At 74.3% G+C, this 23156-nt stretch carries 24 protein-coding genes; 10 read left to right on the forward strand and 14 right to left on the reverse strand.

Annotated elements, in window-relative coordinates; all coding sequences use genetic code 11:
* Positions 1-81 precede the first annotated feature (81 nt).
* The gene (locus E1264_RS13435; protein WP_132173191.1) at positions 82-768 is read left to right on the forward strand and encodes a response regulator transcription factor; all 687 of its coding nucleotides are present in this window, start codon (positions 82-84) and stop codon (positions 766-768) included.
* Between the two features lie 24 nt (positions 769-792).
* Here E1264_RS13435 and E1264_RS13440 read toward each other — a convergent pair whose 3' ends face one another.
* Positions 793-1539, reverse strand: coding sequence for an SDR family NAD(P)-dependent oxidoreductase (locus E1264_RS13440; protein ID WP_132173193.1), 747 nt, complete (start codon positions 1537-1539; stop codon positions 793-795).
* Between the two features lie 49 nt (positions 1540-1588).
* On the opposite strand from E1264_RS13440, the gene E1264_RS13445 reads away from it, so the two are divergent.
* Together E1264_RS13445 and E1264_RS13450 are read left to right on the forward strand one after the other, a co-directional pair.
* Complete coding sequence (locus E1264_RS13445; RefSeq protein WP_132173196.1) at positions 1589-2812, forward strand: acyl-CoA dehydrogenase family protein; 1224 nt, start codon at positions 1589-1591, stop codon at positions 2810-2812.
* On the forward strand, positions 2809-3471 hold the full coding sequence (locus E1264_RS13450) for a TetR/AcrR family transcriptional regulator (RefSeq protein ID WP_132173198.1): 663 nt from the start codon (positions 2809-2811) through the stop codon (positions 3469-3471). The genes E1264_RS13445 and E1264_RS13450 overlap by 4 nt, the downstream gene beginning before the upstream one ends.
* 3 nt (positions 3472-3474) lie before the next feature.
* Here the strand turns inward: E1264_RS13450 and E1264_RS13455 are convergent, their stop codons facing one another.
* Entirely contained in the window at positions 3475-4494 is a 1020-nt protein-coding gene (locus E1264_RS13455; protein ID WP_243710914.1) for an ROK family transcriptional regulator, read from the reverse strand.
* A 72-nt stretch (positions 4495-4566) separates the two neighbouring features.
* Between E1264_RS13455 and E1264_RS13460 the strand changes: the two genes are divergently transcribed.
* Positions 4567-5796, forward strand: coding sequence for an MFS transporter (locus E1264_RS13460; RefSeq protein ID WP_132173200.1), 1230 nt, complete (start codon positions 4567-4569; stop codon positions 5794-5796).
* Here E1264_RS13460 and kynU read toward each other — a convergent pair.
* Genes kynU through E1264_RS13495 form a run of 7 tightly spaced genes read right to left on the reverse strand, consistent with a single transcriptional unit; the run spans position 5722 to position 12008 of the window.
* Positions 5722-6975 (reverse strand): kynureninase, encoded by a 1254-nt coding sequence (gene kynU, locus E1264_RS13465; RefSeq protein WP_243710915.1) that lies wholly within the window; start codon positions 6973-6975, stop codon positions 5722-5724. The genes E1264_RS13460 and kynU overlap by 75 nt on opposite strands.
* The gene (locus E1264_RS13470; protein WP_132173204.1) at positions 6972-8006 is read right to left on the reverse strand and encodes an amidohydrolase family protein; all 1035 of its coding nucleotides are present in this window, start codon (positions 8004-8006) and stop codon (positions 6972-6974) included. Before E1264_RS13470 ends, kynU begins: the two co-directional genes overlap by 4 nt.
* A 10-nt stretch (positions 8007-8016) precedes the next feature.
* Entirely contained in the window at positions 8017-8589 is a 573-nt protein-coding gene (locus E1264_RS13475) for a 3-hydroxyanthranilate 3,4-dioxygenase (protein ID WP_132173206.1), read from the reverse strand.
* Positions 8586-9035, reverse strand: coding sequence for a RidA family protein (locus tag E1264_RS13480; RefSeq protein WP_132173208.1), 450 nt, complete (start codon positions 9033-9035; stop codon positions 8586-8588). The genes E1264_RS13475 and E1264_RS13480 overlap by 4 nt, the downstream gene beginning before the upstream one ends.
* Positions 9032-9775 carry a fumarylacetoacetate hydrolase family protein gene (locus E1264_RS13485; protein WP_132173210.1) on the reverse strand — a complete coding sequence of 248 codons (744 nt, stop codon included), beginning with the start codon at positions 9773-9775 and terminating at the stop codon, positions 9032-9034. Before E1264_RS13485 ends, E1264_RS13480 begins: the two co-directional genes overlap by 4 nt.
* Complete coding sequence (locus E1264_RS13490) at positions 9775-10560, reverse strand: fumarylacetoacetate hydrolase family protein (RefSeq protein WP_243710916.1); 786 nt, start codon at positions 10558-10560, stop codon at positions 9775-9777. The genes E1264_RS13485 and E1264_RS13490 overlap by 1 nt, the downstream gene beginning before the upstream one ends.
* Positions 10561-10571: 11 nt before the next feature.
* Complete coding sequence (locus E1264_RS13495) at positions 10572-12008, reverse strand: 2-hydroxymuconic semialdehyde dehydrogenase (RefSeq protein ID WP_132173212.1); 1437 nt, start codon at positions 12006-12008, stop codon at positions 10572-10574.
* Between the two features lie 114 nt (positions 12009-12122).
* Here E1264_RS13495 and E1264_RS13500 point away from each other — a divergent pair, with 114 nt between their 5' ends.
* A complete protein-coding gene (locus tag E1264_RS13500) occupies positions 12123-13058 on the forward strand; it encodes a LysR substrate-binding domain-containing protein (RefSeq protein ID WP_132173214.1) in 936 nt (311 codons plus the stop codon).
* Here E1264_RS13500 and E1264_RS13505 read toward each other — a convergent pair whose 3' ends face one another.
* Both E1264_RS13505 and E1264_RS13510 read right to left on the reverse strand, forming a co-directional pair.
* A complete protein-coding gene (locus tag E1264_RS13505; RefSeq protein ID WP_207935896.1) occupies positions 13059-13922 on the reverse strand; it encodes an alpha/beta hydrolase in 864 nt (287 codons plus the stop codon).
* An 84-nt stretch (positions 13923-14006) separates the two neighbouring features.
* Positions 14007-15602, reverse strand: a complete 1596-nt coding sequence (locus tag E1264_RS13510; RefSeq protein WP_132173216.1) for an ATP-binding cassette domain-containing protein — start codon at positions 15600-15602, stop codon at positions 14007-14009.
* A 74-nt stretch (positions 15603-15676) separates the two neighbouring features.
* Between E1264_RS13510 and E1264_RS13515 the strand changes: the two genes are divergently transcribed.
* Positions 15677-16330 carry a TetR/AcrR family transcriptional regulator gene (locus E1264_RS13515; RefSeq protein ID WP_132173218.1) on the forward strand — a complete coding sequence of 218 codons (654 nt, stop codon included), beginning with the start codon at positions 15677-15679 and terminating at the stop codon, positions 16328-16330.
* Here E1264_RS13515 and E1264_RS13520 read toward each other — a convergent pair.
* The 3 genes from E1264_RS13520 to E1264_RS13530 are packed head-to-tail and all read right to left on the reverse strand — an operon-like array spanning position 16327 to position 18655.
* Positions 16327-16797, reverse strand: coding sequence for an NUDIX hydrolase (locus E1264_RS13520; RefSeq protein ID WP_132173220.1), 471 nt, complete (start codon positions 16795-16797; stop codon positions 16327-16329). The two genes, E1264_RS13515 and E1264_RS13520, sit on opposite strands and share 4 nt — an antisense overlap.
* On the reverse strand, positions 16794-17432 hold the full coding sequence (locus E1264_RS13525; RefSeq protein ID WP_132173222.1) for a response regulator transcription factor: 639 nt from the start codon (positions 17430-17432) through the stop codon (positions 16794-16796). The genes E1264_RS13520 and E1264_RS13525 overlap by 4 nt, the downstream gene beginning before the upstream one ends.
* Positions 17420-18655: a sensor histidine kinase gene (locus E1264_RS13530; RefSeq protein ID WP_207935897.1), complete on the reverse strand. Its 1236-nt coding sequence runs from the start codon at positions 18653-18655 to the stop codon at positions 17420-17422. Before E1264_RS13530 ends, E1264_RS13525 begins: the two co-directional genes overlap by 13 nt.
* A 171-nt stretch (positions 18656-18826) precedes the next feature.
* On the opposite strand from E1264_RS13530, the gene E1264_RS13535 reads away from it, so the two are divergent.
* The 4 genes from E1264_RS13535 to E1264_RS13545 all read left to right on the forward strand — a co-directional run bounded on the left by E1264_RS13535 (position 18827) and on the right by E1264_RS13545 (position 23137).
* Entirely contained in the window at positions 18827-19579 is a 753-nt protein-coding gene (locus E1264_RS13535) for an ABC transporter ATP-binding protein (RefSeq protein ID WP_132173224.1), read from the forward strand.
* Entirely contained in the window at positions 19576-22008 is a 2433-nt protein-coding gene (locus E1264_RS13540) for an ABC transporter permease (RefSeq protein WP_132173226.1), read from the forward strand. Before E1264_RS13535 ends, E1264_RS13540 begins: the two co-directional genes overlap by 4 nt.
* A gap of 14 nt (positions 22009-22022) precedes the next feature.
* Complete coding sequence (locus E1264_RS43345) at positions 22023-22193, forward strand: hypothetical protein (protein ID WP_165964160.1); 171 nt, start codon at positions 22023-22025, stop codon at positions 22191-22193.
* A gap of 107 nt (positions 22194-22300) precedes the next feature.
* The gene (locus tag E1264_RS13545) at positions 22301-23137 is read left to right on the forward strand and encodes a DUF4253 domain-containing protein (RefSeq protein ID WP_132173228.1); all 837 of its coding nucleotides are present in this window, start codon (positions 22301-22303) and stop codon (positions 23135-23137) included.
* Positions 23138-23156: the final 19 nt, after the last annotated feature.

Raw genomic sequence — 23156 nt, forward strand, 5'->3', positions numbered from 1 at the left:
CCGCTCAACGGACCGTCCTCCAGCCCCCGCCCACCGCCATTCCACGGACGAGCTCCGCTCGACGGACCGTAGGGTTGTCGTGTGACGATTCGGGTGCTGATCGCCGACGACCAGGTGATGATCCGCGACGGGCTCGCGGCGCTGCTGTCCTCCGATCCGGGGATCGAGGTGATCGGGCAGGCGGGCAACGGCCGCGAGGCGGTGGAGCTGGCCCGCAAGCTCGACCCGGACGTGATCGTCATGGACATCCGGATGCCGGAGATGGACGGCCTCGCCGCCACCGCCGAGCTGGTCGGCGGACCGAGGACGGACAGCGGCCCGGACGCCGACCCGGCCGGGACGCGGCCGAAGGTCCTCGTCCTGACGACGTTCGACCTGGACGAGTACGTGTACGAGGCGCTCGGCTCCGGGGCCAGCGGGTTCCTGCTGAAGGACGCGTCCGCCGCCGACCTGGTGAACGGCGTGCGGGTCGTGGCGGCCGGGGACGCGCTGCTCGCGCCGTCCATCACCCGGCGGCTGATCGGCGACTTCGCGCGGCGGCGCCGCCACCAGCGGCCGAGCCCGAAGGCGACGGCGGCGCTGACGCCGCGGGAGCTGGACGTGCTGCGGCTGATCGCCCGCGGCCTGTCCAACGCCGAGATCGCCGCGGAGCTGGTGCTGGCGGAGCAGACGGTCAAGACGCACGTCGGGCACGTGCTGACCAAGCTCGCGCTCCGCGACCGCACCCAGGCCGTCGTCTACGCCTACGAGAACGGCCTCGTCGGCTGACCCGGGCCGACCGGCTGATCCGGCTCAGCGGGGGCCGGGGACGCCGCGGAACCGGAACGGCTCGGACGGACGGCCCGGCACCACGTACCAGGCCTCGCCCGTCCCGTCCGCGTCGAGGATCCGCATGAACGCGGTCACGACGTCGTCCACGTCCAGGATCGGGAAGCCCGTCTCCTGGAGATGCCCCTTCAGCGGGGCGAGGATGCCGGTGTCGGCGAACGACGGGCACAGGGCGTTCACCCGGACGCCCTCGCCCGCGAGCGCGGGCCCGAGCGCGCGGACCAGCCCGACCACGGCCGCCTTGTTCGCGCCGTAGACCGGGTCGAACGGCGTCGCGGTGAGCGCGGCCATGCTGGCGGTCGCGACGATGTCGCCGCCGCCGCGCTCGCGGAGCGCGGGCAGCGCGGCGTGCACGCCGAACACGACGCCGTCGAGGTTGACGCCCATGGCCCGCCGGTACGCGGCGAGGTCGAAGCCGTCGCCCACTCCCCCGCCGCCCGCGACACCGGCGTTGAGGAAGGCGACGTCCAGGCCGCCGAAGCGGTCCACGGCCGCGGCGACGGCCGCCTCGCTGTCGCCGGGCTCGCGCACGTCGCAGCGGACGAACGCGCCGTCCAGCTCCTCGGCGAGCGCCGCGCCCGCCTCCGCGTCGACGTCGGCGAGGACGACCCGGGCGCCGTCCCGCGCGAGCCGCCGCGCCACCGCCGCGCCGATGCCGTTGGACCCGCCCGTGACCAGGACGACCTTCCCGGATCCGTCGAACGCAGGCATGGTGGGGGCTCCCTCGTGAAGTAACTGACTCGTCAGTTACGGTAACGGAATGGACTTCGGTTTGAGCGAGCAGGCCCTGGAGTACCACGGCCGCCTCCAGGAATTCATGGACGCCCACGTCTACCCCGCCGAGCCCGTCTACGCCGCCCAGCGGGAGGAACTGCGGGCGGAGGGCCGCGAGCACCACGTCCCGCGGATCGTCGAGGACCTCAAGGTCGAGGCGCGCGAGCGCGGCCTCTGGAACCTGTTCCTCCCCGACAGCAAGGACCCGGCGCACGGCCTCTCGGTCACCGACTACGCCTCCCTCGCCGAGACGCTCGGCCGCTCCCCCGAGCTCGGCCCCGAGGCGACGAACTGCGCTGCGCCCGACACCGGGAACATGGAGGTCCTGCACCTGTTCGGCACACCCGAGCAGAAGGAGCGGTGGCTCGCGCCGCTGCTGGACGGCGAGATCCGCAGCGCGTTCGCGATGACCGAGCCCGACGTCGCCAGCTCCGACGCCACCAACATCTCCACCCGCATCGAGCGCGACGGCGACCACTACGTGATCAACGGCCGGAAATGGTGGATCACCGGCACCGCCGACCCGCGCTGCAAGATCATGATCGTGATGGGCAAGACCGACCCGGACGGGCACCCGTACCGGCAGCAGTCGATGGTGCTCGTGCCGATGGACACGCCCGGCGTGGACGTCGTCCGGCCGCTGCCCGTGTTCGGCTACCAGGACCAGCACGGCCACTGCGAGATCACGTTCACCGACGTCCGCGTCCCGGTGGAGAACCTCGTCGGCGAGGAGGGCGGCGGCTTCGCGATCGCCCAGGCCCGCCTCGGCCCGGGCCGCATCCACCACTGCATGCGCGCGATCGGCGTGGCGGAGCGGGCGCTGGAGCTGATGTGCGAGCGCGCCCTGTCCCGGGAGGCGTTCGGCGGGCCGCTCGCCAAGCAGGGCGTGGTCCGGGCGCAGATCGCCGAGTCCCGGATGGCGATCGAGCAGGCCCGGCTGCTCACCCTCAAGACCGCCTGGCTGATCGACAAGCACGGCGTGCAGGCCGCCAGGTCCGAGGTCGCGGCGATCAAGGTGATCGCGCCGCGGGTGGCGCTGGACGTCGTCGACAGGGCGATCCAGGTGCACGGCGGCGCGGGCGTCAGCGGCGACACGCCGCTCGCGGCGATGTGGGCGGGCCTGCGCACGCTGCGGCTGGCGGACGGCCCCGACGAGGTCCACGTCCGGTCCGTCGCGCGCGCCGAGCTGGGGAAGTACACCGGCGCATGAGCCCTGGCGAGGCGGGACCTGCCGGGCGGCGGCGGATGCCGCACGCACGGCGCCGCGAGCAGCTGCTCCAGGTCGCGCTGGCGGAGTTCGGCAGGCGCGGCTACCACCTGACGCAGATGGAGCACGTCGCGGCGGCGGCGCAGGTCTCCAAGGCGCTGCTGTACCAGCACTTCGCGTCCAAGGACGAGCTGTTCGCCGAGGTCACCGAGTCGGTCGTCGCCGAGCTGACCGGACGGCTGAACGCGGCGGTGCTCGCCGCGCACGGCTCGGCGGCCGGCATCCGCGCCATGATCCGGGTGCTGTTCGACTACGCCACCGAGGAGCCGGACGCGTGGGCGCTCCTCGTCCGGCATCTCGACAAGCCCGAGGTCGGCCTGGAGCTGCGCGAGCTCCGCGACCGGCTCGGCGCCGCGTTCGCCGACCTCCTCCTGCGCCGCCGCCGCGCCGACCCGAAGCTGTCGCGGGCGGCGCTGGAGGTGAACGAGCGGCGGGCGCGGCTGCTCGTCCCGCTCATGTACGGGTCGATGCTGTCGATGGTCTCGTGGTGGCTGGAGCACCCCGACACCCCGCGCGAGGTCGCCGAGCAGATGGCCGGGGAGTTCATCTGGCTCGGCCTCGACCGGCTCCGCACCGGCGAGCGGCTGCCCAAGGAGTTCTAGCGGCTAGCGGAACACGTCGTCGCGGGCCAGGTCGAGGGCGGTCAGCACCGCGCCGCGCAGCACGGTGTCGCCCTCGACGCCGCCCGCCCGCACCTCGGTGGCCGCCGGGGACATCCGGCCGAGCCGCTCGGCGACCAGCCCCGCCAGCCGGTCGCCGCCCGCGCGGCCCAGCGCGCCGCCGAGGATGACGAGCCCGGGGTCCAGGACGGCGACCAGCGCGAACACGCCCTGGACGATCCGGTCGGCGAACGCCTCGGGGGCGAGGTCGCGGACGGCGCCCGACGCCATCAGGTCGCAGAAGTCCTTCCCGCCGAACTTGAGCAGGCCCACCTCGCCCGCTCCGCCTGACGCGCCGCGGCGGAGCCGCCCGTCGAGGAAGACGGCGGCGCCGATCCCGTCGGCCATCCAGAGGAGGGCGAAGTCGTCGCGTCCGGTGGCGGCGCCCGTCCGGTGCTCGGCGATGGCCGCCAGGTTGACCTCGTTCTCCAGCGTGACCGGCGCGCCCAGCCGTTCCGCCAGCGCGGGCCCCAGGTCGGGACGCCAGCCGGGGACGCCGCTGTCGGTGGCGAGCCCGGTACGCGGATGGATCAGGCCGGGCGTGCCGAGCACCACCGTGTGCGGGACGCGCCCGCCTGCGGCCTCCGCGATGGCGCCGGCGATGAGCGCGACCAGATCCGGCGCCGCCGGGAGCGGGCGCGACGCGGAGCCGGTCTCGTTCCCCGCGATGTCGGCGACGCCCACGTGGACGGCGTCCCGCCGCAGGTTCACCCCGGCCACGTGCGCGCGGCCCGCGACGAGGCCGTAGAGGCGCGCGTTCGGGCCCCGCCGGTCGGCGCCCGTCTCCCCGGCGATCTCGATCAGCCCCCCGGCGCGGAGCCGCTCGATCAGGTCGGACACGGTCGGCCGGGACAGCCCGGTCAGCGCGCGCAGCTGCGGCGCGGTCAGCGGGCCCCGCTCGAGCAGCAGGTCGAGCGCGAGGCGGTCGTTGATCGCGCGGGCCATCGTCGGGTCGGCGGTCTTCACGCCCCCATATTAATCAGGGTTCCTGCCTATTGCGCTTTTCATCAGGAAGCCTACCTGTTAGTTTCTGGAGCCATGAACCCTCAGCACCGCGCCATCGGCGCCGTGTTCGCCGTCCACGGAGCCGTGGCCGGGACGCTCGCCACCCGCATCCCGTGGATCCAGGACCGGCTCGACCTCTCCCCGGCCGTCCTCGGGCTCGCCCTGCTGTGCCCGTCCATCGGCGCGTTCTCCGCCATGCCGACCGCGAGCCGCCTCGCGCACCGGATCGGCGAGCGGCGGGCGATCCGCATCCTGGCGGCGGCGTGGTGCGCGGTCCTCGCGCTGCCCGCGCTGGCACCCGCGCCCGGCTGGCTCTTCGCGGCGCTGCTGCTGTACGGGGCGGCGGCCGGCATGTGCGACATCGTCATGAACGCCCACGGCGTCGCCGTCGAGAAGCACCTGCGGCGCCCGATCATCACCGGGCTGCACGGCCTGTGGTGCGTCGGCAGTCTGAGCGCGGGCGGCGCCGGCATCCTCGCCGCGCACAACCGGGTGGACGCCCGGCTGCACCTCGGCCTGTTCGCGGCCGTGCTGCTCGCCGTCGCCCTCGCCGCCGGGCGCGGGCTGCTCGCGGACCGGCCGTCCGAGGGCGTCCCGGCGCCGCGCCGCTACGCGCTGCCGACGCGGGCCGTCCTCGGCATCGGCCTCGTCGGGTTCTGCGGCACCTTCGCCGAGGGCGCGAGCGCCAACTGGACCGCCGTGTACCTGACCGAGGTCGCGGACGCGGGCCCCGGACTGGCCGCCGCCAGCTTCACGATCTTCATGTCCTGCATGGCGGGCGCGCGCCTGGCGGGCGACCGGCTCGTGCGGCGGCTGGGCGCGGCGAAGGCGGTCCGGTGCGGGGGCTCGGTCGCGGTGCTCGGCGGCGTCCTGGTCGTGGCGTCCCGCGCCCCGGTGCCCGCCATGGCCGGATTCGCGCTGCTCGGCATCGGCGTCGCGACGGTCCTGCCGCTGGTCTTCGCGGCCGCCGCCGACACCGGCCCGAGCGCCGGCGAGGGCGTGGCGGGCGTCGCGACGATCACCTACCTGTCCGGCCTGACCGCTCCCGCCGTCACCGGCTGGACGGCGGGAGCCCTCTCCTACCCGGCCGCGTTCGCCATGATCACCTGCGTCGTCGCGCTCATGACCCTCTCCGCCGGAGCCCTCCGCCCCCGCACCCCGCCCGGGCAGGCGCGCGCCGGGACGCCGCTACAGGAGGGCGGCGAGGGCTTCGGCGGCTCGGTGGCAGTCGTGGAAGGTGCAGTAGAGCGGGACGGGCGCTAGGCGGACGACGTCGGGCTCGCGGGCATCCGCGATGACGCCGTGTTCGGCGGCCAGGCGCCGGACCAGGGCGCCCGCGTCGCTCACCCGGAGGGAGAGCTGGGCGCCGCGGGACGCCGGATCGGGCGGGGTGATGATCTCCAGGCCGTTCAGGGGCGCCAGTCTCGCCGCCAGGTAGGCGGTCAGGCGCTCGCTCTTGGCGCGCAGGGCGTCCATGCCGACGCGGTCGAAGATCGCCAGAGAGGCGAGCACGGGGGCCAGCGCCAGGATCGGCGGGTTGGACAGCTGCCAGGCGTCGGCGGACGCGGGCGGCGCGATGTCCGGGTCCATCCGGAAGCGGACGGACGGGTCGGTGCCCCACCAGCCCGAGAGCTTCGGCACGGACGCGTCCCGGACGTGCCGCTCGTGGACGAAGCACCCGGCGACCGCGCCCGGCCCGGAGTTGAGGTACTTGTAGGTGCACCAGGCCGCGAAGTCGACGTCCCAGTCGTGCAGGCGCAGCGGGACGTTCCCGGCCGCGTGCGCGAGGTCCCAGCCGACGACGGCCCCGGCGGCGCGGCCCGCCTTGGTGATCGCGGGCATGTCCATGAGCTGGCCGGTCAGGTAGTTGACGCCGCCGAGCAGCACGAGCGCGACGGTGCCGCCCTCGCGTTCCAGGTAGGCGACGACGTCCTCGGTGCGCAGGTTCTCCTCGCCGGGACGCGGTGTGAGGCGCACGACCGTCGCGGCCGGGTCGAGGCCGTGGTGGACGGCCTGGCTGGCGACCGCGTACGAGTCGGACGGGAACGCCGCGTCCTCGATGACGATGCGGGTGCGCGTCCCGGCGGGCCGGTAGAAGCTCGCCATCAGCAGGTGCAGGTTGACCGTCAGGGAGTTCATCGCGACGACCTCGTGCGGCCGGGCGCCGACGAGGCGGGCCGTGGGCTCGCGGGCCAGCTCGTGGTAGTCGACCCAGGGGCGGCGGCCCTGCGTGTGGGCCTCGACGGCGAGGCGGGCCCAGTCGTCCAGCTCTTCGCGGAGCCGGTCCGCGACGGTCCTCGGCTGGAGCCCGAGGGAGTTCCCGGCGAAGTAGGCGGCCTCGCCGTAGGCCCCGCCGGGGGCGGGCGGGACGAAGAACTCGCCGCGCAGCGTGGGCAGCGGATCGCTCGCGTCGAGCCGCCGCGCCTCCTCTTCGGCGTTCACGGGGTGCTTCCTTCGGTGACCAGTTCCTCCTCCTCGACGGCGGCGGCGAAGAACCGCTGCGCGTTGCCGCCGAGCATGAGGGCGCATTCCGCGTCGTCCAGGCCGGGGCAGTCGCGGATCGTGGCGCCCGGCACCATCTCGCCCAGCGGGAACGGGTAGTCGGTGCCCAGCATCACGCGTTCCGGGCCCATCACGTCCACGAGGAGGCGCAGGGCGCGCGGGTCGAACACCGCCGAGTCGACGTGGAAGCGGTCGACGTACTGCGAGGGCGGGCGCGGGGAGGCGGCGCGGACGATGTCGCGGCGGTGCCAGGCGTTGTCGGCGCGCCCGAGCAGGAACGCGAAGCTGCCGCCGCCGTGGCAGAAGCAGAGGCGCAGGGACGGCGGGATCCGCTCGAACGCCCCGGACAGCATCAGCCCGAGGATGCTGAGCTGCGTTTCGGCGGGCATCCCGCACAGCCACGGGAGCATGTGGCCGCGCATGCGGTCCGCGCCGAACATGTCCCAGGGGTGCGCCAGCACCGGCAGGCCGAGGTCGGCGCAGTGCGCGAGGAACGCGGTGATGCCCTCGTCGTCGAGGTTGCGCTCGCCGACGTGGTTGCCGATGTGGACGCCGCGGTGCCCGTCCGCCTTCGCGCGCGTCGCGACGTCGCAGGCGAGCGCCGGGTCCTGCAGCGGGACCTGGCACAGCGGGAGCAGCCGGTCGGGCGCGCCCGCGCAGAAGGCGAGGATGCGCTCGTTCACCAGGTCGCACCAGTCGGCGGCGCGGCCCGGCTCGGCGGCGTAGCCGAACATCAGCGGGGTGGACGAGACGGCCTGGACGTCCACCCCGGCCGCGTCCATGTCGGCCAGGCGGCGGGCCGGGTCCCAGAGCGCCTCCCCGACCGGGCGGTACTCGTCGTCGCCGCTCATCATCATTCCGGTGCCGCCGCCGTCGACGCGCAGCCACGGCTGCCCGGCGCCGGTGAGGAGGGCGCCCTCCCGCCGGGTGATCCGGGGGAAGACATGCGTGTGGACGTCGATGACCGTCACGGGACCCTCGTCACGCCCGGGTCTCGGTGGCCGGGACCATGGCCTCCGGCCACAGCTTCCCAGGGTGGACGGCGCCGCAGTTCGGGCACTTGCGGTCGCCGTCGTAGAAGCGCTGGAACACGGGCGGCAGGTCGTCCACGATCGAGCGGACCTGCAGCTCGGCGCGGTGCACGAGGTGGTGGCACCCGGTGCAGTACCACTCGAACGCCTCAAGCTCCCCCTCCGGCCGCGGGATCTCCACGACGAGGCCGATCGACCCGGCCTCCGGCCGCTGCGGCGAGTGCCGGACGTGCGGCGGCAGCAGGAAGATGTCGCCCTCGTTGATCTGCAGATCGACCGGCGGGCGGCCCTCCTCCTCCATGACGCGCAGCACCATGTTGCCCTTGAGCTGGTAGAAGAACTCCTCCCTCGGGTCGTCGTGGAAGTCGGTCCGCTGGTTCGGGCCGCCGACCACCATGACGATCAGGCCCGCGTCGTCGAACACCTGGACGTTGCCGACCGGCGGCTTCAGCAGGTCGCGGTGCTCGTCGATCCACGACTCGAAGTTGAACGGCCGTCCGAACGACAGCTGCGGCAGGGTCATGCTCCGGCCTCCATATCGGTGATGCGATCTGTGGGGATGTGCGCGACGCACGACATCTCGATGAGCAGGTGCGGGTGCGGGAGCTGGTGCACCGCGACGGTGGTGCGGGCGGGGCCGGTCTCGTCGAAGTACTCGCCGTAGACCTCGTTGTACCCGCCGAAGTCGTTCATGTTCACGAGGTAGGTGGTGACGTTCACGAGGTCGCGAAGGTCGCCTCCGGCGGCCGTGAGGATGTCGCGGACGTTCTCGATGACGGCGCGGGTCTGCTCCCGGATGTCGAGGTCGGTGACGCCCATCGGGTCGGCACTCGCCCCGGCGAACGTCCCGTCGGGGCGGCGCGAGCTCGTCCCGGACACGAACACGAGGTCGCCGGCCCGTTTCACGTGCGGGAACCGTCCGCGCGGGACGGCCTTGCCCTCGACGAGGATCGCATCGCCGCCACTCATGCCGTGACCTCCACGCTGCCAAGACCGGCACCGGTGACGCGCACGTGCGCGCCCTTCGGCAGCGAGACCGCCGCCGTCGCCGCGCCCGCGAGGACGATCCAGCCGGGTTCGAGCTTCATCCCCGCGCCGAGCGCGAGCCGGGCCGCGGCGCGCAGCGACCGGGCCGGGTCGCCGAGGATCGCCGCCGAACTGCCCGTCTCGACGGCACGGCCGTCGATCTCCATCAGCAGGCCGATGTTCGACACGTCGCGCGGCGGGTGCCAGGCCCCGACCCCGAACCGGGCGGCGGACGCGTTGTCGGCGATGACGTCCTGGAGGGTGAACTTGAAGTCCCGGTACCGGGAGTCGAGCACCTCGAACCCGACCGCGACGCCGGTCACGGCCGACTCGACCTCGGCGGGCGAGCGGACCTCCCGGCCGATCAGGTAGGCGATCTCCGGTTCGATCCGCGGGTGGATCAGCGTCGACACGTCCACCGCCGACTCGGTGAGCATCGCGTCGGTGAGCAGGCCCCAGATGACGTCGTCCACGCCCATCTGCGCCATCTTCGCGCGGCTGGTGAAGCCCATCTTCACCCCGGCGAGCCGCTCGCCCCGGCGGCGGCGCCGCTCGATCCCGGCGCGCTGCACGGCGTAGGCGGTCGGCACGTCGAACGGGGTGCGGTCGGTGAGCTTCGCCACCGGGAGTGCGTCCCGGGCGGCCTTGTCCAGGCGCTCGGCGAGCATGTCCACGTCCACCATCAGCCCTCCTCCTTGCCGAAAGCGGCGCGGACGTCGCCTAGCCCGTCGATGCGGGCCTCGAACACGTCGCCGGGCACGGCCGGGACGACGGGGCCGAGCGCGCCGGTCAGCACGGTGTCGCCCGCCCGCAGCGGGCGGCCGACGCGGACGAGCGTGTCGGCGAGCCACAGCGCCGCGTTCAGCGGATGCCCGAGGCAGGCGGCGCCGGTCCCGGTCGAGACCTGCTCGCCGCGGCGCTCCAGCACCATCCCGCAAAGCCGCAGGTCGACGTCCTTGAGCGGGACCGGGCGGCCGCCCAGCACGTACAGGCCGGACGAGGCGTTGTCGGCGACCGTGTCGGCGAGCGTGATGTCCCAGTCGCGGACGCGGCTGCCGACCACCTCGATGGCGGGCAGCGCGAACGCCGTCGCTCGGATCACGTCGGCGACGGTGTGCCGCTCGTGAGTCAGGTCGTGCTCCAGCACGAGCGCGACCTCCGCCTCGGCGCGCGGCTGGAGGACCGCGCCCGCGGGGATCTCCGCGCCGTCCGGGACGGCCATGTCGGCGAACAGCATCCCGAAGTCGGGGCTGTCCACGCCGAGCTGGTCCTGGACCGCCCGCGACGTCAGGCCGATCTTGCGTCCGGCGAGCCGGCGGCCCTCGCCGAGCCAGCGCTCGGTCAGCCGGTCCTGGACGGCGTAGGCGTCCTCCGCCGTGGTGATCAGGTCGCGGACGGGCTCGCACGGCACGCCCGAGGCGTGGGCGCCGAGGATGCGCTCGGCCGCGGTGTCGATCTCGGTTGTCACTGGGCTCGCCTTCAGATCTGGATGCACACGTTCACGGGCTCGGAGAAGAAGTCCAGGGAGTACTCTCCCCCTTCGCGCCCGATCCCGGACGCCTTGACACCGCCGAACGGGGTGCGCAGGTCGCGGAGGTTCCAGCAGTTCACCCAGACGATCCCGGTCTCGACGCGCGGCGCGACGCGGTGCGCCCTGGACAGGTCGCGGGTCCACACCGTGGAGGCGAGCCCGTAGGGGCTGTCGTTGGCGAGGGCGAGCGCCTCGTCCTCGGTGTCGAACGGCGCGACGTGGCAGACCGGGCCGAAGACCTCCTCGCGGACGGTGCGGGCCGTCTCGGGCAGCCCGGTCAGGACGGTCGGCTCGACGTGGAAGCCGGTGTCGCGCTCGTCGCCGAAGGCCGGGGCGCCGCCGCCCGCGACGACCGTCGCGCCCTCGTCACGGGCGAGCCGGTAGTACGACAGGACCTTGTCGCGGTGGGCGGCGGAGATCATCGGGCCGTAGCCGTCGAGGGCCGACGCGCGCTCGCCGAGCCGGACGACGAACTCGTCGAAGATCGGCCGATCGACGTAGACGCGCTCGGTGCACAGGCATATCTGGCCGGAGTGGGTGAAGGAGGAGCGGACGGTGCCGTCCACGGCGGCGTCGAGGTCGGCGTCGGCGAACACGAGCGCGGGGTTCTTGCCGCCCAGCTCGAACGAGACCGGCGTGACGTGGTCGGCGGCGTTGCGCATGATCGCGGCGCCGGTGGCGGACTCGCCGGTGAACGCGATCGCGTCGACGCCCGGGTGGCCGGTGAGGAACTCCCCCGCGGCGGCCGGGCCGTGCCCGTGGACCAGGTTGAACGCGCCGTCCGAAAGCCCTGCGTCGTCGATCACGCGGGCGAGCAGCGTCGCGGTGGACGGCGTCTCCTCCGACGGCTTCAGCACGACCGCGTTCCCGCACGCGAGCGCGGGCGCGATCTTCCAGGTCGACAGCAGCAGCGGGAGGTTCCACGGCGAGATGATCGCGACGACGCCCAGCGGGCGGCGCACCGTGTAGTTGAGGGCCTGACCCGTTCCCGCGCTCCATCCGGGGACCTGGGTCGTGTAGGCGCGTTCGGGGCGCCCGTACAGCAGGTCGGCGTAGGCGCGGAAGTTGCCGATGGCGCGGGGGACGTCGACGGTCCTGGCGAAGTCGCGGGGCCTGCCGGTGTCGGCGACCTCCGCGTCCACGAACTCGTCGAACCGCGCCTGGATCCCGTCGGCGACGGCCCTCAGCGCGGCGGCCCGCTCCTCGGCGCCGGTCGCCCCCCAGGGGCCGCGGAGTGCCCGCTGAGCCGCGGTGACGGCGTCGTCCACGACCTCGCGCGTGGCCTCGGGGACGGTGCCGAGCTCGGATCCGTCCACGGGCGCGATCAGCGGGAAGGACGGCCCGTCCGAGCGGAACACCCCGCCGACATAGTGCTCAGCCTTCATCGCTCGCTCTCCTCCCGCGGACCGTCCGTCCTCCCGATCTTCTGCCCGCGAAGCTATGCCTGGCAAATACCAATCGACCATGGAGATATGACGGGCTTGTGATAGTAAGTGGGCATGCGCGCGATCGACCTGCTGAACGGACGGCTGAAGCTCCGCCACCTGGTCCTCGTCGTCGCCATCGCCGACCAGGGCAGCGTCCTGCGGGCCGCCGAGCACCTCCATCTCGCGCAGCCCGCCGTGACGCGCAGCCTCCGCGAGGTGGAGACCATCCTCGGCGTGGAGCTGTTCACCCGCGGCCCGCGCGGCGTGACGCCGACGCTGTTCGGGGACGCCTTCGTCGAGCACGCGCGGGCCGTCCTCGCCGAGCTGCGCCGCGCGGGCGAGCGGATCACCGGCCTCGCGGACGGCGAGGTCGGCACCGTCACGATCGGAACGCTCCTCGCCGGGTCCAACGTGCTGCTGCCCCGCGCGATCGCCGCGCTGAAGCGGGACCGTCCGGGCATCACGGTGATCGTCCAGGAGGCGACGTTCGACGCCCAGGTCCCGCGCCTGCTCGACGGGGAGATCGACCTGATCCTCGGCCGCCTCAACCCGATCGGCGACCTGCGCGGCGTCCGGCAGATCACCCTCTACGGGGAGCCCGTCCGGCTCGTCGCCCGCCGCGACCACCCGGCCCGCGCCCGCCCGGACCTCCGCCTCGCCGACCTGCTCGGCTACCCGTGGGTGCTGCCGCTGGAGCAGACGGCGCTGCGCACCGAGCTGGAGCAGGTGTTCCGCGCGGAGGGGCTCGTCCCGCCGGGGAACCTGGTCGAGTGCACGTCGGTGCTGACCGTCCGGACCCTCGTCCGCGACACCGACATGATCGCCGCGCTGCCCGAGCTGGTCGCCCGGACCGACGCCGACATCGCGCCGCTGCCGGTGCCGCTGGAGACCGTCCGGCGCCAGGTGGGCGTGACGCTCCCGGCGCACCGGGCCCCGACGCCGTCCGCGCGGCTGATGCTCGACCACCTCCGGCAGGAGGCCGCCGAGATCACCGGCGCGGTGGCCTGATCACACGGACCGGACGAGATCGACCAGCGCCCCGCCGAGCGCCGACTCCGCGTCGGCGAGGTCGAGGACGACGTCGAAATGGTCGCGGCCCGGGACGACGATCAGGTCGCCCGCGTCCCACTGCGGCTGGAACCGCCGGGACTGGGCCAGGAAGCCGTCGCCGTCGTTCTCCGCCACGGCGAACACGGCGGGGCACCGCCGGTCCGCGGGCAGCAGGGCGGGGCTCAGCGCCGCCGCGCGCTCCTCGTCCAGGTGCAGGTAGTCGTTCACGTAGATGCGGGTGATCGGGCGGATGTCGAACAGCCCGCTGATCGGCATCGCCGCCTTGACGACGTCGCCGGGGAGGCCGAGCGGCTCCTGCCAGCGGCCGGCCATCGTCATCCCGGCCAGATGCCCGCCCGCCGAGCTGCCGCCGACCACGATCCGGTCCGGGTCGAGCCCGTGCTCGCGCCCGTGCCGGTGCACCCACGCGACCGCCGCCCGCGCCTGCCGGACGATCTCCTCCAGCGTCGCCTTCGGGGCGAGCGTGTAGTCGGGGACGACGGTGGCGATGCCCTGCTCGTGGAGCGTCCGCGCCATGAAGGAGGAGTCCTCCCGCGACAGCGCGAACCAGTACCCGCCGTGGAAGAAGACGAACGCCGGTCTGAGGCCGTCGCCGCCGACGCCCCAGACGTCGAGGCGCTCGCCGCTCGCCTCGTCGTAGACGACACCGGGATGCCCGGGAAGGCCCGCGACGGCCCGCTCCGATTCGGATCTGTAACGGGCCAGATGCCGTTCGAAGAGTTCCGCTCCGGCCTTCCGCCGCACGTTGTACGCGACGTCGAGTTCCTCGTCGCTCAGCTCGCTGCCCGGCCAGCCGCCCATATCGCCCGTCCCCTCCCCCTCGCGGTCAGGCTCAGCCTCTCCCCCCGAGGCGGGACGATCAAATACCGTTCCGTTCGCCCGCTATCACAACCCGGCCATGTCGGCGCGCCAAATCGGAGTGTCCGACTCGTTGACCTCGCCGCCGGAGCCGAAGACGAGGTAGCGGTCGAAGTCGGCGGCGAACCAGCGGTCGTGGGTCACCGCCAGGACGGTGCCCGAATAGGCCGCCAAGCCCTCCTGCAACGCCTCGGCACTGGCGAGGTCGAGGTTGTCGGTCGGCTCATCCAGGAGGAGCAGGGTCGCGCCCGACAGTTCCAGCAGGAGTATCTGCAGCCGGGCCTGCTGGCCTCCCGAAAGGGTCTCGAACGGGCGGGACCCCGCGGGAGCGAGTTCGTAGCGGGCGAGCGCCGCCATGGCGTCGTTGCGGGTCAGCGCGTTCTCCGCCATCAGGATCTGCGCAGGCGTGCGGCCCTGCAGATCGGGGCGCGCGTGCGTCTGGACGAAAAGGCCCGGCACGACCCGCGCGCCCAGCCGGTGAACGCCGTCATGTGGAACGTCCTCACCGGCGAGCAGGCGCAGAAAGGTCGACTTGCCGGAGCCGTTCGAGCCGAGAACGGCGACGCGCTCGCCGTACCAGACCTCGACGTCGAAGGGACGCGTCAGCCCGGTCAGTTCGAGCGACTCGCAGACGAGGGCGCGCTTCCCGGTGCGGCCGCCCCGCAGCCGCATCCGCACGTTCTGCTCCTTGGGGGCGCTCTGCGGCGGCCCCGCCTCCTCGAAGCGCTGCAACCGGGTGCGGGCGGCCTGGTAGGACGAGGCGACCGCGTCATTGTTGGCGGCCCGCTGGCGGAGCGTGTGGACGAGACCTTTGAGGCGCGCGTGCTCGTCGTCCCAGCGGCGCCGCAGTTCGTGAAGGCGTTCGGTGCGGTCGCGGCGGGCCTGGGCGTAGCCCGCGAATCCGCCGCCGTGCACCCAGACGTCGCGCGATTCGACCGTGACGATCCGGTCGGCCGCGTCGGCGAGCAGTTGCCGGTCGTGGGAGACGAGCAGGACGGTCTTGTTCGTGCCGCGGATCTTCTCGGCCAGCCATTCCTTGCCGGGCACGTCCAGGTAGTTGTCGGGCTCGTCCAGGAGGAGGACCTCGTCCGGGCCGCGTAGCAGAGCCTCCAGGACGAGGCGTTTCTGCTCGCCGCCCGACAGCGTCGTCACCGGGCGGGCCTTCGCCGCGTCGAAGCGCAGCCCCAGCGCGGCGGTCGTGCAAGTGTCCCAGACGACCTCGATGTCGTATCCGCCCGCGTCGGTGTAGGTGGTGATGGCCTGGGCGTAGGCGAGTTGGCTCTCCTCGCTCTCGCCCAGTTCGGACTCCGCCCTGGCGAGTTCGGCCGCGGCGGTTCGCACGCGCTCTGGCGCGACCGACAGGAGCAGGTCGTGGACGGTGCGGTCGTCGCGGATATTGCCGATGAACTGGCGCATGACGCCGAGGCCGCCCGAACTGGTCACGACGCCGTCCGACGGCTGGACGTCGCCCGCGATCATGCGCAGCAGCGTGGTCTTCCCGGCGCCGTTCGGGCCGACGAGCGCCGCCTTGGCCCCGGCTCCGATGCGGAACGAGACGCCGTCCAGCAGAACCCGGCCGCCGGGCGGCGCGTACGTCAGGTGGCTCACCTCGATATGCCCCACGGCACTCCCTCGTACGCTGTTCGAGTTACTGGACCGCTAATCCGGTTCCCGTCCAATGTACTAGCCTGGCGCGCATGACCGAGAGCGTGTGGCTGCGGAAGGACCGCCCCCGCCGGGAGGCGCCGCCCCTGACCCGCGAGCGGATCGTCGCCGAGGCCGTCGCGCTGCTGGACGAGGAGGGCGCGGGACGGCTGACGATGCGGCGGCTCGCCGAGCGCCTGGACACCGGGTCCACGACCCTCTACTGGCACGTCGAGACGAAGGACGACGTGCTGGAACTCGCGCTCGACGCCATCTTCGGCGACGTCCCGCTACCGGACGCGGGACCGGACTGGCGCGCCGACGTGGTCGCGCTCATGACCGGATGGCGGCGCGCGATGCTCGACCATCCGTGGTCGGCGTCGATCCTCGGCGGCCGCCCGCTGCTCGGCCCCAACGTCCTGGCCCGCACCGACTTCCTCTACGCCGCGCTGGCCACCACGGGGATGACCGGCCCGCGCCTCGCCGCCGCGGCGTACGCGGTCGCCAACTACGTCATCGGCTCGGCGCTCATGCAGATCGGCGTCCGGGACGACGAGGAACCCGCGGCCCAGAAGGCGGCGGAGCATCTCGCCCTCAACCGCGACCGGTATCCAGCGCTCGCCGCGCACGGCCACCTGCGGGGCGACGACTGGGACGCCGCCTTCGCCCAGGGCCTGGGCTACATCCTCGACGGGCTCGCCCGCTAGGGGACGAGCCCGGGCAGGTCGGCGGCGTGGTCGTGGAGGTAGGCGGCGAGCTTCCCGGGGATGAGGTCGATGGACGCCAGCCCGGCGGCCGTGCAGGGGATGCGGTCGGGGTCGTAGCGGCCCTTGGCGGGGTCGTCGAACTCGGGGCCGTGCCTGCGGGACAGGTCCATCGTGACCAGGCGGCACACGTAGAAGGTGTTGAGCCGGTACAGGCCGGGGACCTGCTCGCCGCACGCGAAGACGCGGCGGACGGGCCCGGCGGTGGCGCCGAGCTCCTCGTCCAGTTCGCGCCGCAGCGCCGCCTCGGGGGACGCGTCCGTGGGTTCGATCTTGCCGCCGGGGGTGGTGTGGTAGACGGGACGGCCCGGGCGCGTGCGGCGCAGCAGGACCAGCGCGTCGCCGTCCAGCAGCAGGGCCCGCACCGCCCGCCGGACCCGCGGCGCCCAGCCCGCATGGTTGGGGGTCACGAGTTCAGGTACGCCAGGACGGCCAGGACGCGGCGGTGGCCGCTGTCGCTGGGCGGCAGGCCGAGCTTGGCGAACACCGCGCCGATGTGCTTGCTGACGGACCGCTCGGTGATGACCAGGGTGGCGGCGATGGTGGCGTTGTCGAGGCCCTGCGCCATCAGGCCGAGGACCTCGCGCTCGCGGGGCGTGAGGGCCTGGAGCGGGTCGTGCCGGGACGTCATCAGCTGCGACACGACCTCGGGGTCGAGCGCGGTGCCCCCGGCGGCGACGCGGGACAGCGCGTCGAGGAACTCGCCGACGCGGCTCACCCGGTCCTTGAGCAGGTAGCCGACGCCTTCGGCGCCGCCCGCGAGCAGCTCGGCGGCGTAGGTCTCCTCGACGTACTGGGACAGCACGAGGACGGGGAGCCCGGGCAGCCGCTTGCGGGCCTCGACGGCGGCGCGCAGGCCCTCGTCCCGGAACCCGGGCGGCAGCCGGACGTCGAGGACGGCGGCGTCCGGCCGGTGCTCCAGCAGCGCGGGCAGCACGTCGGGCCCGCTGCCGGCGACGGCGACGACCTCGTGGCCGTCCGAGGTGAGCAGCAGGACGAGGCCCTCGCGGAGCAGCACGTTGTCCTCGGCGATCACGATCCGCACGGCAGGTCCACTTCGAGCGTCGTCCCTCCCCCGTCGGGGCTGTCGATGCGGGTGGCGCCGTCGAGCGCGGCCACCCGGCGGCGGATGCCGGCGAGGCCGCTGCCGCGGCCGGGGTCGGCGCCGCCCTTGCCATCATCCCGCACGGTGATCGTGAGCCGGGCGGGTTCGCGGCGGACCCTGACCAGGCCGCGGCGGGCGCCGCTGTGCTTGGCGATGTTGGTGAGGGCCTCGGCGACGACGAAGTAGGCGGCGGCCTCGACGGCGGCGGGCGCGCGGTGGTCGATCTCGATGCCCAGGTCGATGGGGATCGGCGCGGCGGCGGCGAGCGCGCCGAGGGCCCCGGCGAGGCCCCGGTCGGACAGGATCGGCGGGTAGATGCCGCGGACCACCGTCCTGAGCTGGGCGAGGGCCTCCTCGACGCCGTCCCTGGCCTCCAGGAACAGCGCGCGTGCCGCGTCGGGGTCGGCGTCGAAGCGGCGGTCGGCGAGCCCGAGGCGGAGGGCGGCGGCGACGAGCTGGGCCTGCGTCCCGTCGTGCAGGTCGCGCTCGATGCGGCGCAGCTCGGCGCCGTGCGCCTCCAGAGCCTCGGCGCGGGTCTCGGTGAGCTCCTCGACCCGTTCGGTGAGGCTCGTGCGGCGCGTGGGGCCGAGCAGCGCCTCGGCGAGGCGGGCCTGCCAGCGGGCGAGCCGCGGCACCAGCCACAGCAGGACGGCCAGGTTGAAGGCGCCCTGGAGGAACGGCATCGTCAGCGCCTTCGGCCAGCCGTCCAGCACGATGAACGCCGACGTGGACCCTTCGGGCACCGCCCACCACCACAGCGGCAGCGACAGCGTGTACGGGATCGCCGGCCAGATCATGACTCCGATCGCGGCGGCCTGGAGGCCGGTGAACCCGTGCGCGACCATCCAGGCGACGTCCCGCCAGGTGTCCGGCGACCGGAGGAGGCGGCGCGCCTCTCCGGCGCCCTCCCCGCGCATCGGCCGGTACGGCTCGGGGATCTCGCGGCCGAGGATCCGGCCGGCCCGGCGCCGCTCGGCGTTCGCGAGCGCCCGCAGCGGCTTCACCGCGGTCGGCAGCCACGGCAGCACGAGGACGATCAGCACCAGGAACGCCGCCAGCGGGGCGAGCCCGAGCAGCGCGGGCACGGCGGTGCGCAGCCCGCCCGCCAGCTGCCCGGTCGCGTGCGCGCTGCGCCTGAATGCCCCGCTGATATCTCCGGTCATGTCCCTCGCCGCCACGGTAGGGGACGCCGCGGACCCGCGCACCCGGGCCCGCACCCAGGCCGGTGGTGTAGCCCGCTACACCACCGATTCGGGAGTCCGCGCCCATGTGCCCGGCCCCTCCCGGAATCTAGGTTCGACGAGGTGAGAGGCGGCATCCGACCAGGGGGACCCATGACGGCGATGACGGCCGAGACCACCACCGGTGGCGCCATCGGCTCGCAAGAGGCGGTGGCGCTGGAGTCGGTCACCAAGACGTACGGCCCGGTGCGGGCGCTGGACGGGGTCACCCGCACGTTCCGGCGCGGCACGTTCACGGCGGTGATGGGGCCGTCCGGATCGGGCAAGAGCACGTTCCTGCACTGCGCGTCGGGGCTGGACCGTCCGAGCGGCGGCGTGGTCCGGGTGGGCGGCGTGGACATCGGCCGGTTGAGCGAGGCCAAGCGGACGCGGCTGCGCCGCGAGCGGATCGGGTTCGTCTTCCAGGCGTTCAATCTGATCCCGTCCATGGACGTCGAGCAGAACATCACGCTCCCGCTGCGGCTCGGCGGCGCGGAGGCCGAGCCCGGGTGGCTGGACGAGGTCGTCCGCCGCGTGGGCCTGGCCGACCGGCTGCGGCACCGTCCGCCGGAGCTGTCGGGCGGGCAGCAGCAGCGCGCGGCCCTCGCCCGCGCGCTGATCACCCGTCCGGAGGTCGTCTTCGCGGACGAGCCGACCGGCGCGCTCGACCCGCGCACGGCCCGCGGCGTGCTGCGCATGCTGCGCGAGGCGGCCGATCTGACCGGCCAGACGATCGTGCTCGTCACCCACGATCCGGTGGCCGCCGCGTGGGCCGACTCCGTCGTGTTCCTCAGCCGCGGACGCGTCGCCGGCGAGCTGGAAGCGCCGACGGTCGCCACCGTCCTGGACCGCTGGGAGACGCTGTGAGCCGGGGCCTGTTCGCCGGGATCTTCGCGACGCTGCTGTTCGCGGCGGCGCTGGTCGGGGCGTGCGGGGTGCTGCTGGAGTCGGCGCTGCGGGCGCACGCCCCGGTCGAGCGGTTCGGCGGCGCGGCGGCGGTCGTGACGGGGCCGCAGAGCGTCGAGCGGCGGATGAAGCGGCTCGGGTCCGAGCCCGAGGCGGAGAGCCGCCCGCTGACCGAACGCGCCCGGATCCCGGTCGCCGCGGCGGCGAGGCTGCGGGCCGTGCCGGGCGTGCGTGACGTCGTCGCGGACGTGTCGTTCCCGGTCGTCCTCCCCTCGGGGCGGGCGGTGACGGGCCACGGCTGGGAGTCGGCCGCGCTGCGCCCGTACAGGCTGAGCGCGGGCCGCGCCCCGCGGGCGCCGGACGAGGTCGTCATGAGCAAGGCCGCGGGCGCCCGGCCGGGCGACCTGATCCGGATCCAAACCGACAGGGCCGCCCGCCCGTACCGGGTCGTGGGCGTCGTCGGCTCCGGACCGGACGCGGCGTTCTTCACCACTCCGGCGGCGGCCGCCCTGTACGGGCATCCCGGCCAGGCCGACGCGCTGGCGCTGATCGGCGACGACCTCGACGAGAAGGCGCTCCGCGAGGCCGCGCCCGGCGGCCTGACGGTGGCGACCGGCGCCGCGCGCGGCGACGCCGAGAACCCGGCCGTCGCCGCCGCGCGGCCCGACATGGTGGAGATCTCCCTCTCGCTCGGCGGTGTCGCGATCATGACGGCGCTGGTGGTGGCCGGCGGGCTGATCGTCCTGTCGGTGCGGGAGCGGATGCGGGAGTTCGCGCTGCTCCGGACGGTGGGTGCGACGCCCGGGCAGGTCAGGGGACGTCTCGTCCGCGAGACGGCGAGGATCGGCGCGCCAGCGGCGCTCGCCGGGGGCGTCCTGTCCCTGGGGCTCGGCGCGGCGATGCACGGAGCGATGGCGCGCGAGGGCGTCCTGCCGGACGGGTTCGGCCTGGCGCTCGGCCCGCTCCCGGTGCTGGCCGCGTTCGCCGTGACGCTGCTCGCCGCCGTCGCCACCGCGTTCCTCGCCTCGCTGCGGGTGTCGCGGATCCGTCCGGTGCAGGCGCTCGGGGAGGCGGCCGTCGAACCGGCCCGGCTGCCCCGCTGGCGGCTCATCTCCGGCGTCGTGTTCCTCGTCCTCGGGCTGAACGCGCTGGGGTTCTCGACCACGGCGACCGGGCCCGACGCCGCCGCGTCCGTGGGCGGACTGGTCATGGCGCTGATCGTCGCGACCGCGCTGCTGGGCCCGCTGGTGGCGCGGTTCGGCGCCCGGGTGCTGGGCCGCGCGGCCCGGACGGTATCGCCGATCGCGGGAGGGATGGCGCAGCACTCCGCCGGAGCCGCCGCCCTCCGCGCGGGGTCGCTGATCACGCCGGTGGCGCTGGCGGTGGCGTTCGCGAGCGTCCAGCTGTTCGCGCACTCGACGGTCGCGCACGCGACGCGCGGGCAGGCGGAGGCCGGCAACCGCGCCGACCGGATCATCGTGCCGTCCGGTCCCGGGCTCCCGCGGGGCGTCGCCGAGGCGGCGCGCCGCGCGCCCGGCGTGACGGCCGCGACCCCGGTCAAGCGCACCACCGTGATCATGCCGGTCACGGCGCTGGGCGAGCAGACCCTCCAGTCGCTCAGCGCCCGCGGCGTCGGCGCGGACGCCGCCGCGACCATGGACCCGAAGGTGACGTCCGGCGGCCTCGCCGGCCTGCGGGGCGACGCCGTCGCGCTCAGCCGCGACGTCGCGGGCGGACACGACGTCGGCTCCACGGTGTCGCTGTCGCTCGGCGACGGGACGGCGATCAAGGCCAGGGTCGTCGCCGTCTACGACCGGGGCCTCGGGTTCGGCGACGTGCTCCTCCCCCGCGACCTGGTGGCCGCGCACTCGTCCTCGCCGCTGGACGACCACGTCCTCGTCCGCGGGAAGGACGCCGACCTGCGGGCGGTCACCGCCGCCCACCCCGGAGCCCGGGCGGTCTCACCCGACGCGTTCGGCGCGGAACTGTCGCGGGAGATCCGGCTCCAGGGCTTCGTCAACCAGGTCGTCGTCGCCGCGATCACGGGGTTCATCCTCATCGGGCTCGTCACGACGCTGGCGCTGGCGACGGCGGCGCGGCGGCGCGAGTTCGCGCTGCTGCGGCTGGTCGGCGCGACCCGCGGCCAGGTGCTGCGGATGCTGCGGCTGGAGGCGGCGATCGTCCTCGGCACCGGCGTCGCGGCCGGGGCGCTCATCGCCGCGGTGACGCTGCCCGCGTTCGCGGCGGCGGTCACCGGCGTCCCGCTGCCGTGGGTCCCGCCGCCGACGGCCGCGGCGATCCTCACCTGCGTGGCCGGTTCCGGGGCCGCCGCGATCCTGCTGCCGGCGCGGGCCGTCCTGCGCCGCCGCACCTCCCCCACCATCTCCTAGAAGGGCACGGGACCATGAGCAACTCCACCCGCTGGACGATCGCCGGCGTCCTCATCGCCGTCAACGTCCTCTCGAACGTGGCCCTGCGGGACGCCTGGACCGAGGCCGCCGTCAGCACGGCCACCGGGCTCGGCGTCGTCGCCCTGGTGATCGACTACCTGGTCCGGGGGCGCCGCGAGCGCTGAGTCGGCGAACGAACCGCCCGGGTCGGCCACCCGGGCGGGCCCGGCGCCGTTACCATCGGTCATTGCCAAGATCCCGTTGGCGATGCTCTGTACCGGAACGGCGTGAAATGGATGATGTCGAGGTCCGGCGCCTGCCGGGCGACCTGCCGCAGCTGTTCGACCCGTCGCGGGACGGCGACGTGGAGCGGACGCTGTCGGTGCCGCTGCCCGAGGGGGACCTGGTCTGGCCCGACCCCGGGTACCCGCAGCGGCGCCCGCTCCTGCGCCCGGCGTTCTGGCTGAGCGACGAGCCCGTCCGCGGCGAGCTGTGGGGCAGGCTCCGCGCCGAGCACGCCCGGTCGGGCCTCTGGCCGCTGCTGATGGACGAGTCCGACCAGCCCTGGGCGTCGGGCCAGATCGCGCCCGAGCCGGTGGCGGAGATCGGGGACTACGTCCCGCAGGCGTTCATGTCCGAGGTCTGGTCGGACTGGTCGGAGCTGGCCGCCGACGAGGACCTCGACGACCTGGCCCCCTTCGGGCGGCACTGCCCCGGCCCGGCCGCGCCGGGCGTCCCGGTCGACGACCCGGACGCCATGGCCGACCGGTACGCCCGCGTGCTCGCCGGCCGCGGTCTCTCGCTGGGGCTGGTCGCCGTCGACCGCGGCGCCGACACGCTCACCGCCGTCGGCTGGCAGGGCGCCCTCAACCACAACGAGTGGACGGCGCCGCTGTCGGCCGTCCTGCGCGGCTGGGAGGACCGCTTCGGCGCCCGCGTCGTCGGGCTGGGGTTCAACACGCTGGAGCTCAGCGTCGCCGCGCCGCCGATCACGACGCGGCACGCCGTCCAGGTCGCGGCCGAGCACTGGACGTTCTGCCCCGACATCCTCTTCCAGGGCCCCGGCACCCTCGCCGGGTACGCCGAGGAGATCCGCGGCAAGACGAACTGGTCCTTTTGGTGGGATTGACCCGGGCACGGCATAGCCA

Source organism: Actinomadura sp. KC216, assembly GCF_004348535.1.
Lineage (GTDB): Bacteria > Actinomycetota > Actinomycetes > Streptosporangiales > Streptosporangiaceae > Spirillospora.

Coding starts and splice junctions, on each gene's coding strand:
- E1264_RS43345 (WP_165964160.1), top strand. CDS start 22,023: ATGAGCAACTCCACCCGCTGGACGATCGCCGGCGTCCTCATCGCCGTC.
- E1264_RS13440 (WP_132173193.1), bottom strand. CDS start 1,539: ATGCCTGCGTTCGACGGATCCGGGAAGGTCGTCCTGGTCACGGGCGGG.
- E1264_RS13505 (WP_207935896.1), bottom strand. CDS start 13,922: ATGGGCGGCTGGCCGGGCAGCGAGCTGAGCGACGAGGAACTCGACGTC.
- E1264_RS13515 (WP_132173218.1), top strand. CDS start 15,677: ATGACCGAGAGCGTGTGGCTGCGGAAGGACCGCCCCCGCCGGGAGGCG.
- E1264_RS13500 (WP_132173214.1), top strand. CDS start 12,123: ATGCGCGCGATCGACCTGCTGAACGGACGGCTGAAGCTCCGCCACCTG.
- E1264_RS13445 (WP_132173196.1), top strand. CDS start 1,589: ATGGACTTCGGTTTGAGCGAGCAGGCCCTGGAGTACCACGGCCGCCTC.
- E1264_RS13535 (WP_132173224.1), top strand. CDS start 18,827: ATGACGGCGATGACGGCCGAGACCACCACCGGTGGCGCCATCGGCTCG.
- E1264_RS13530 (WP_207935897.1), bottom strand. CDS start 18,655: ATGACCGGAGATATCAGCGGGGCATTCAGGCGCAGCGCGCACGCGACC.
- E1264_RS13460 (WP_132173200.1), top strand. CDS start 4,567: ATGAACCCTCAGCACCGCGCCATCGGCGCCGTGTTCGCCGTCCACGGA.
- E1264_RS13545 (WP_132173228.1), top strand. CDS start 22,301: ATGGATGATGTCGAGGTCCGGCGCCTGCCGGGCGACCTGCCGCAGCTG.
- E1264_RS13485 (WP_132173210.1), bottom strand. CDS start 9,775: ATGGTGGACGTGGACATGCTCGCCGAGCGCCTGGACAAGGCCGCCCGG.
- E1264_RS13495 (WP_132173212.1), bottom strand. CDS start 12,008: ATGAAGGCTGAGCACTATGTCGGCGGGGTGTTCCGCTCGGACGGGCCG.
- E1264_RS13480 (WP_132173208.1), bottom strand. CDS start 9,035: ATGAGTGGCGGCGATGCGATCCTCGTCGAGGGCAAGGCCGTCCCGCGC.
- E1264_RS13450 (WP_132173198.1), top strand. CDS start 2,809: ATGAGCCCTGGCGAGGCGGGACCTGCCGGGCGGCGGCGGATGCCGCAC.
- E1264_RS13475 (WP_132173206.1), bottom strand. CDS start 8,589: ATGACCCTGCCGCAGCTGTCGTTCGGACGGCCGTTCAACTTCGAGTCG.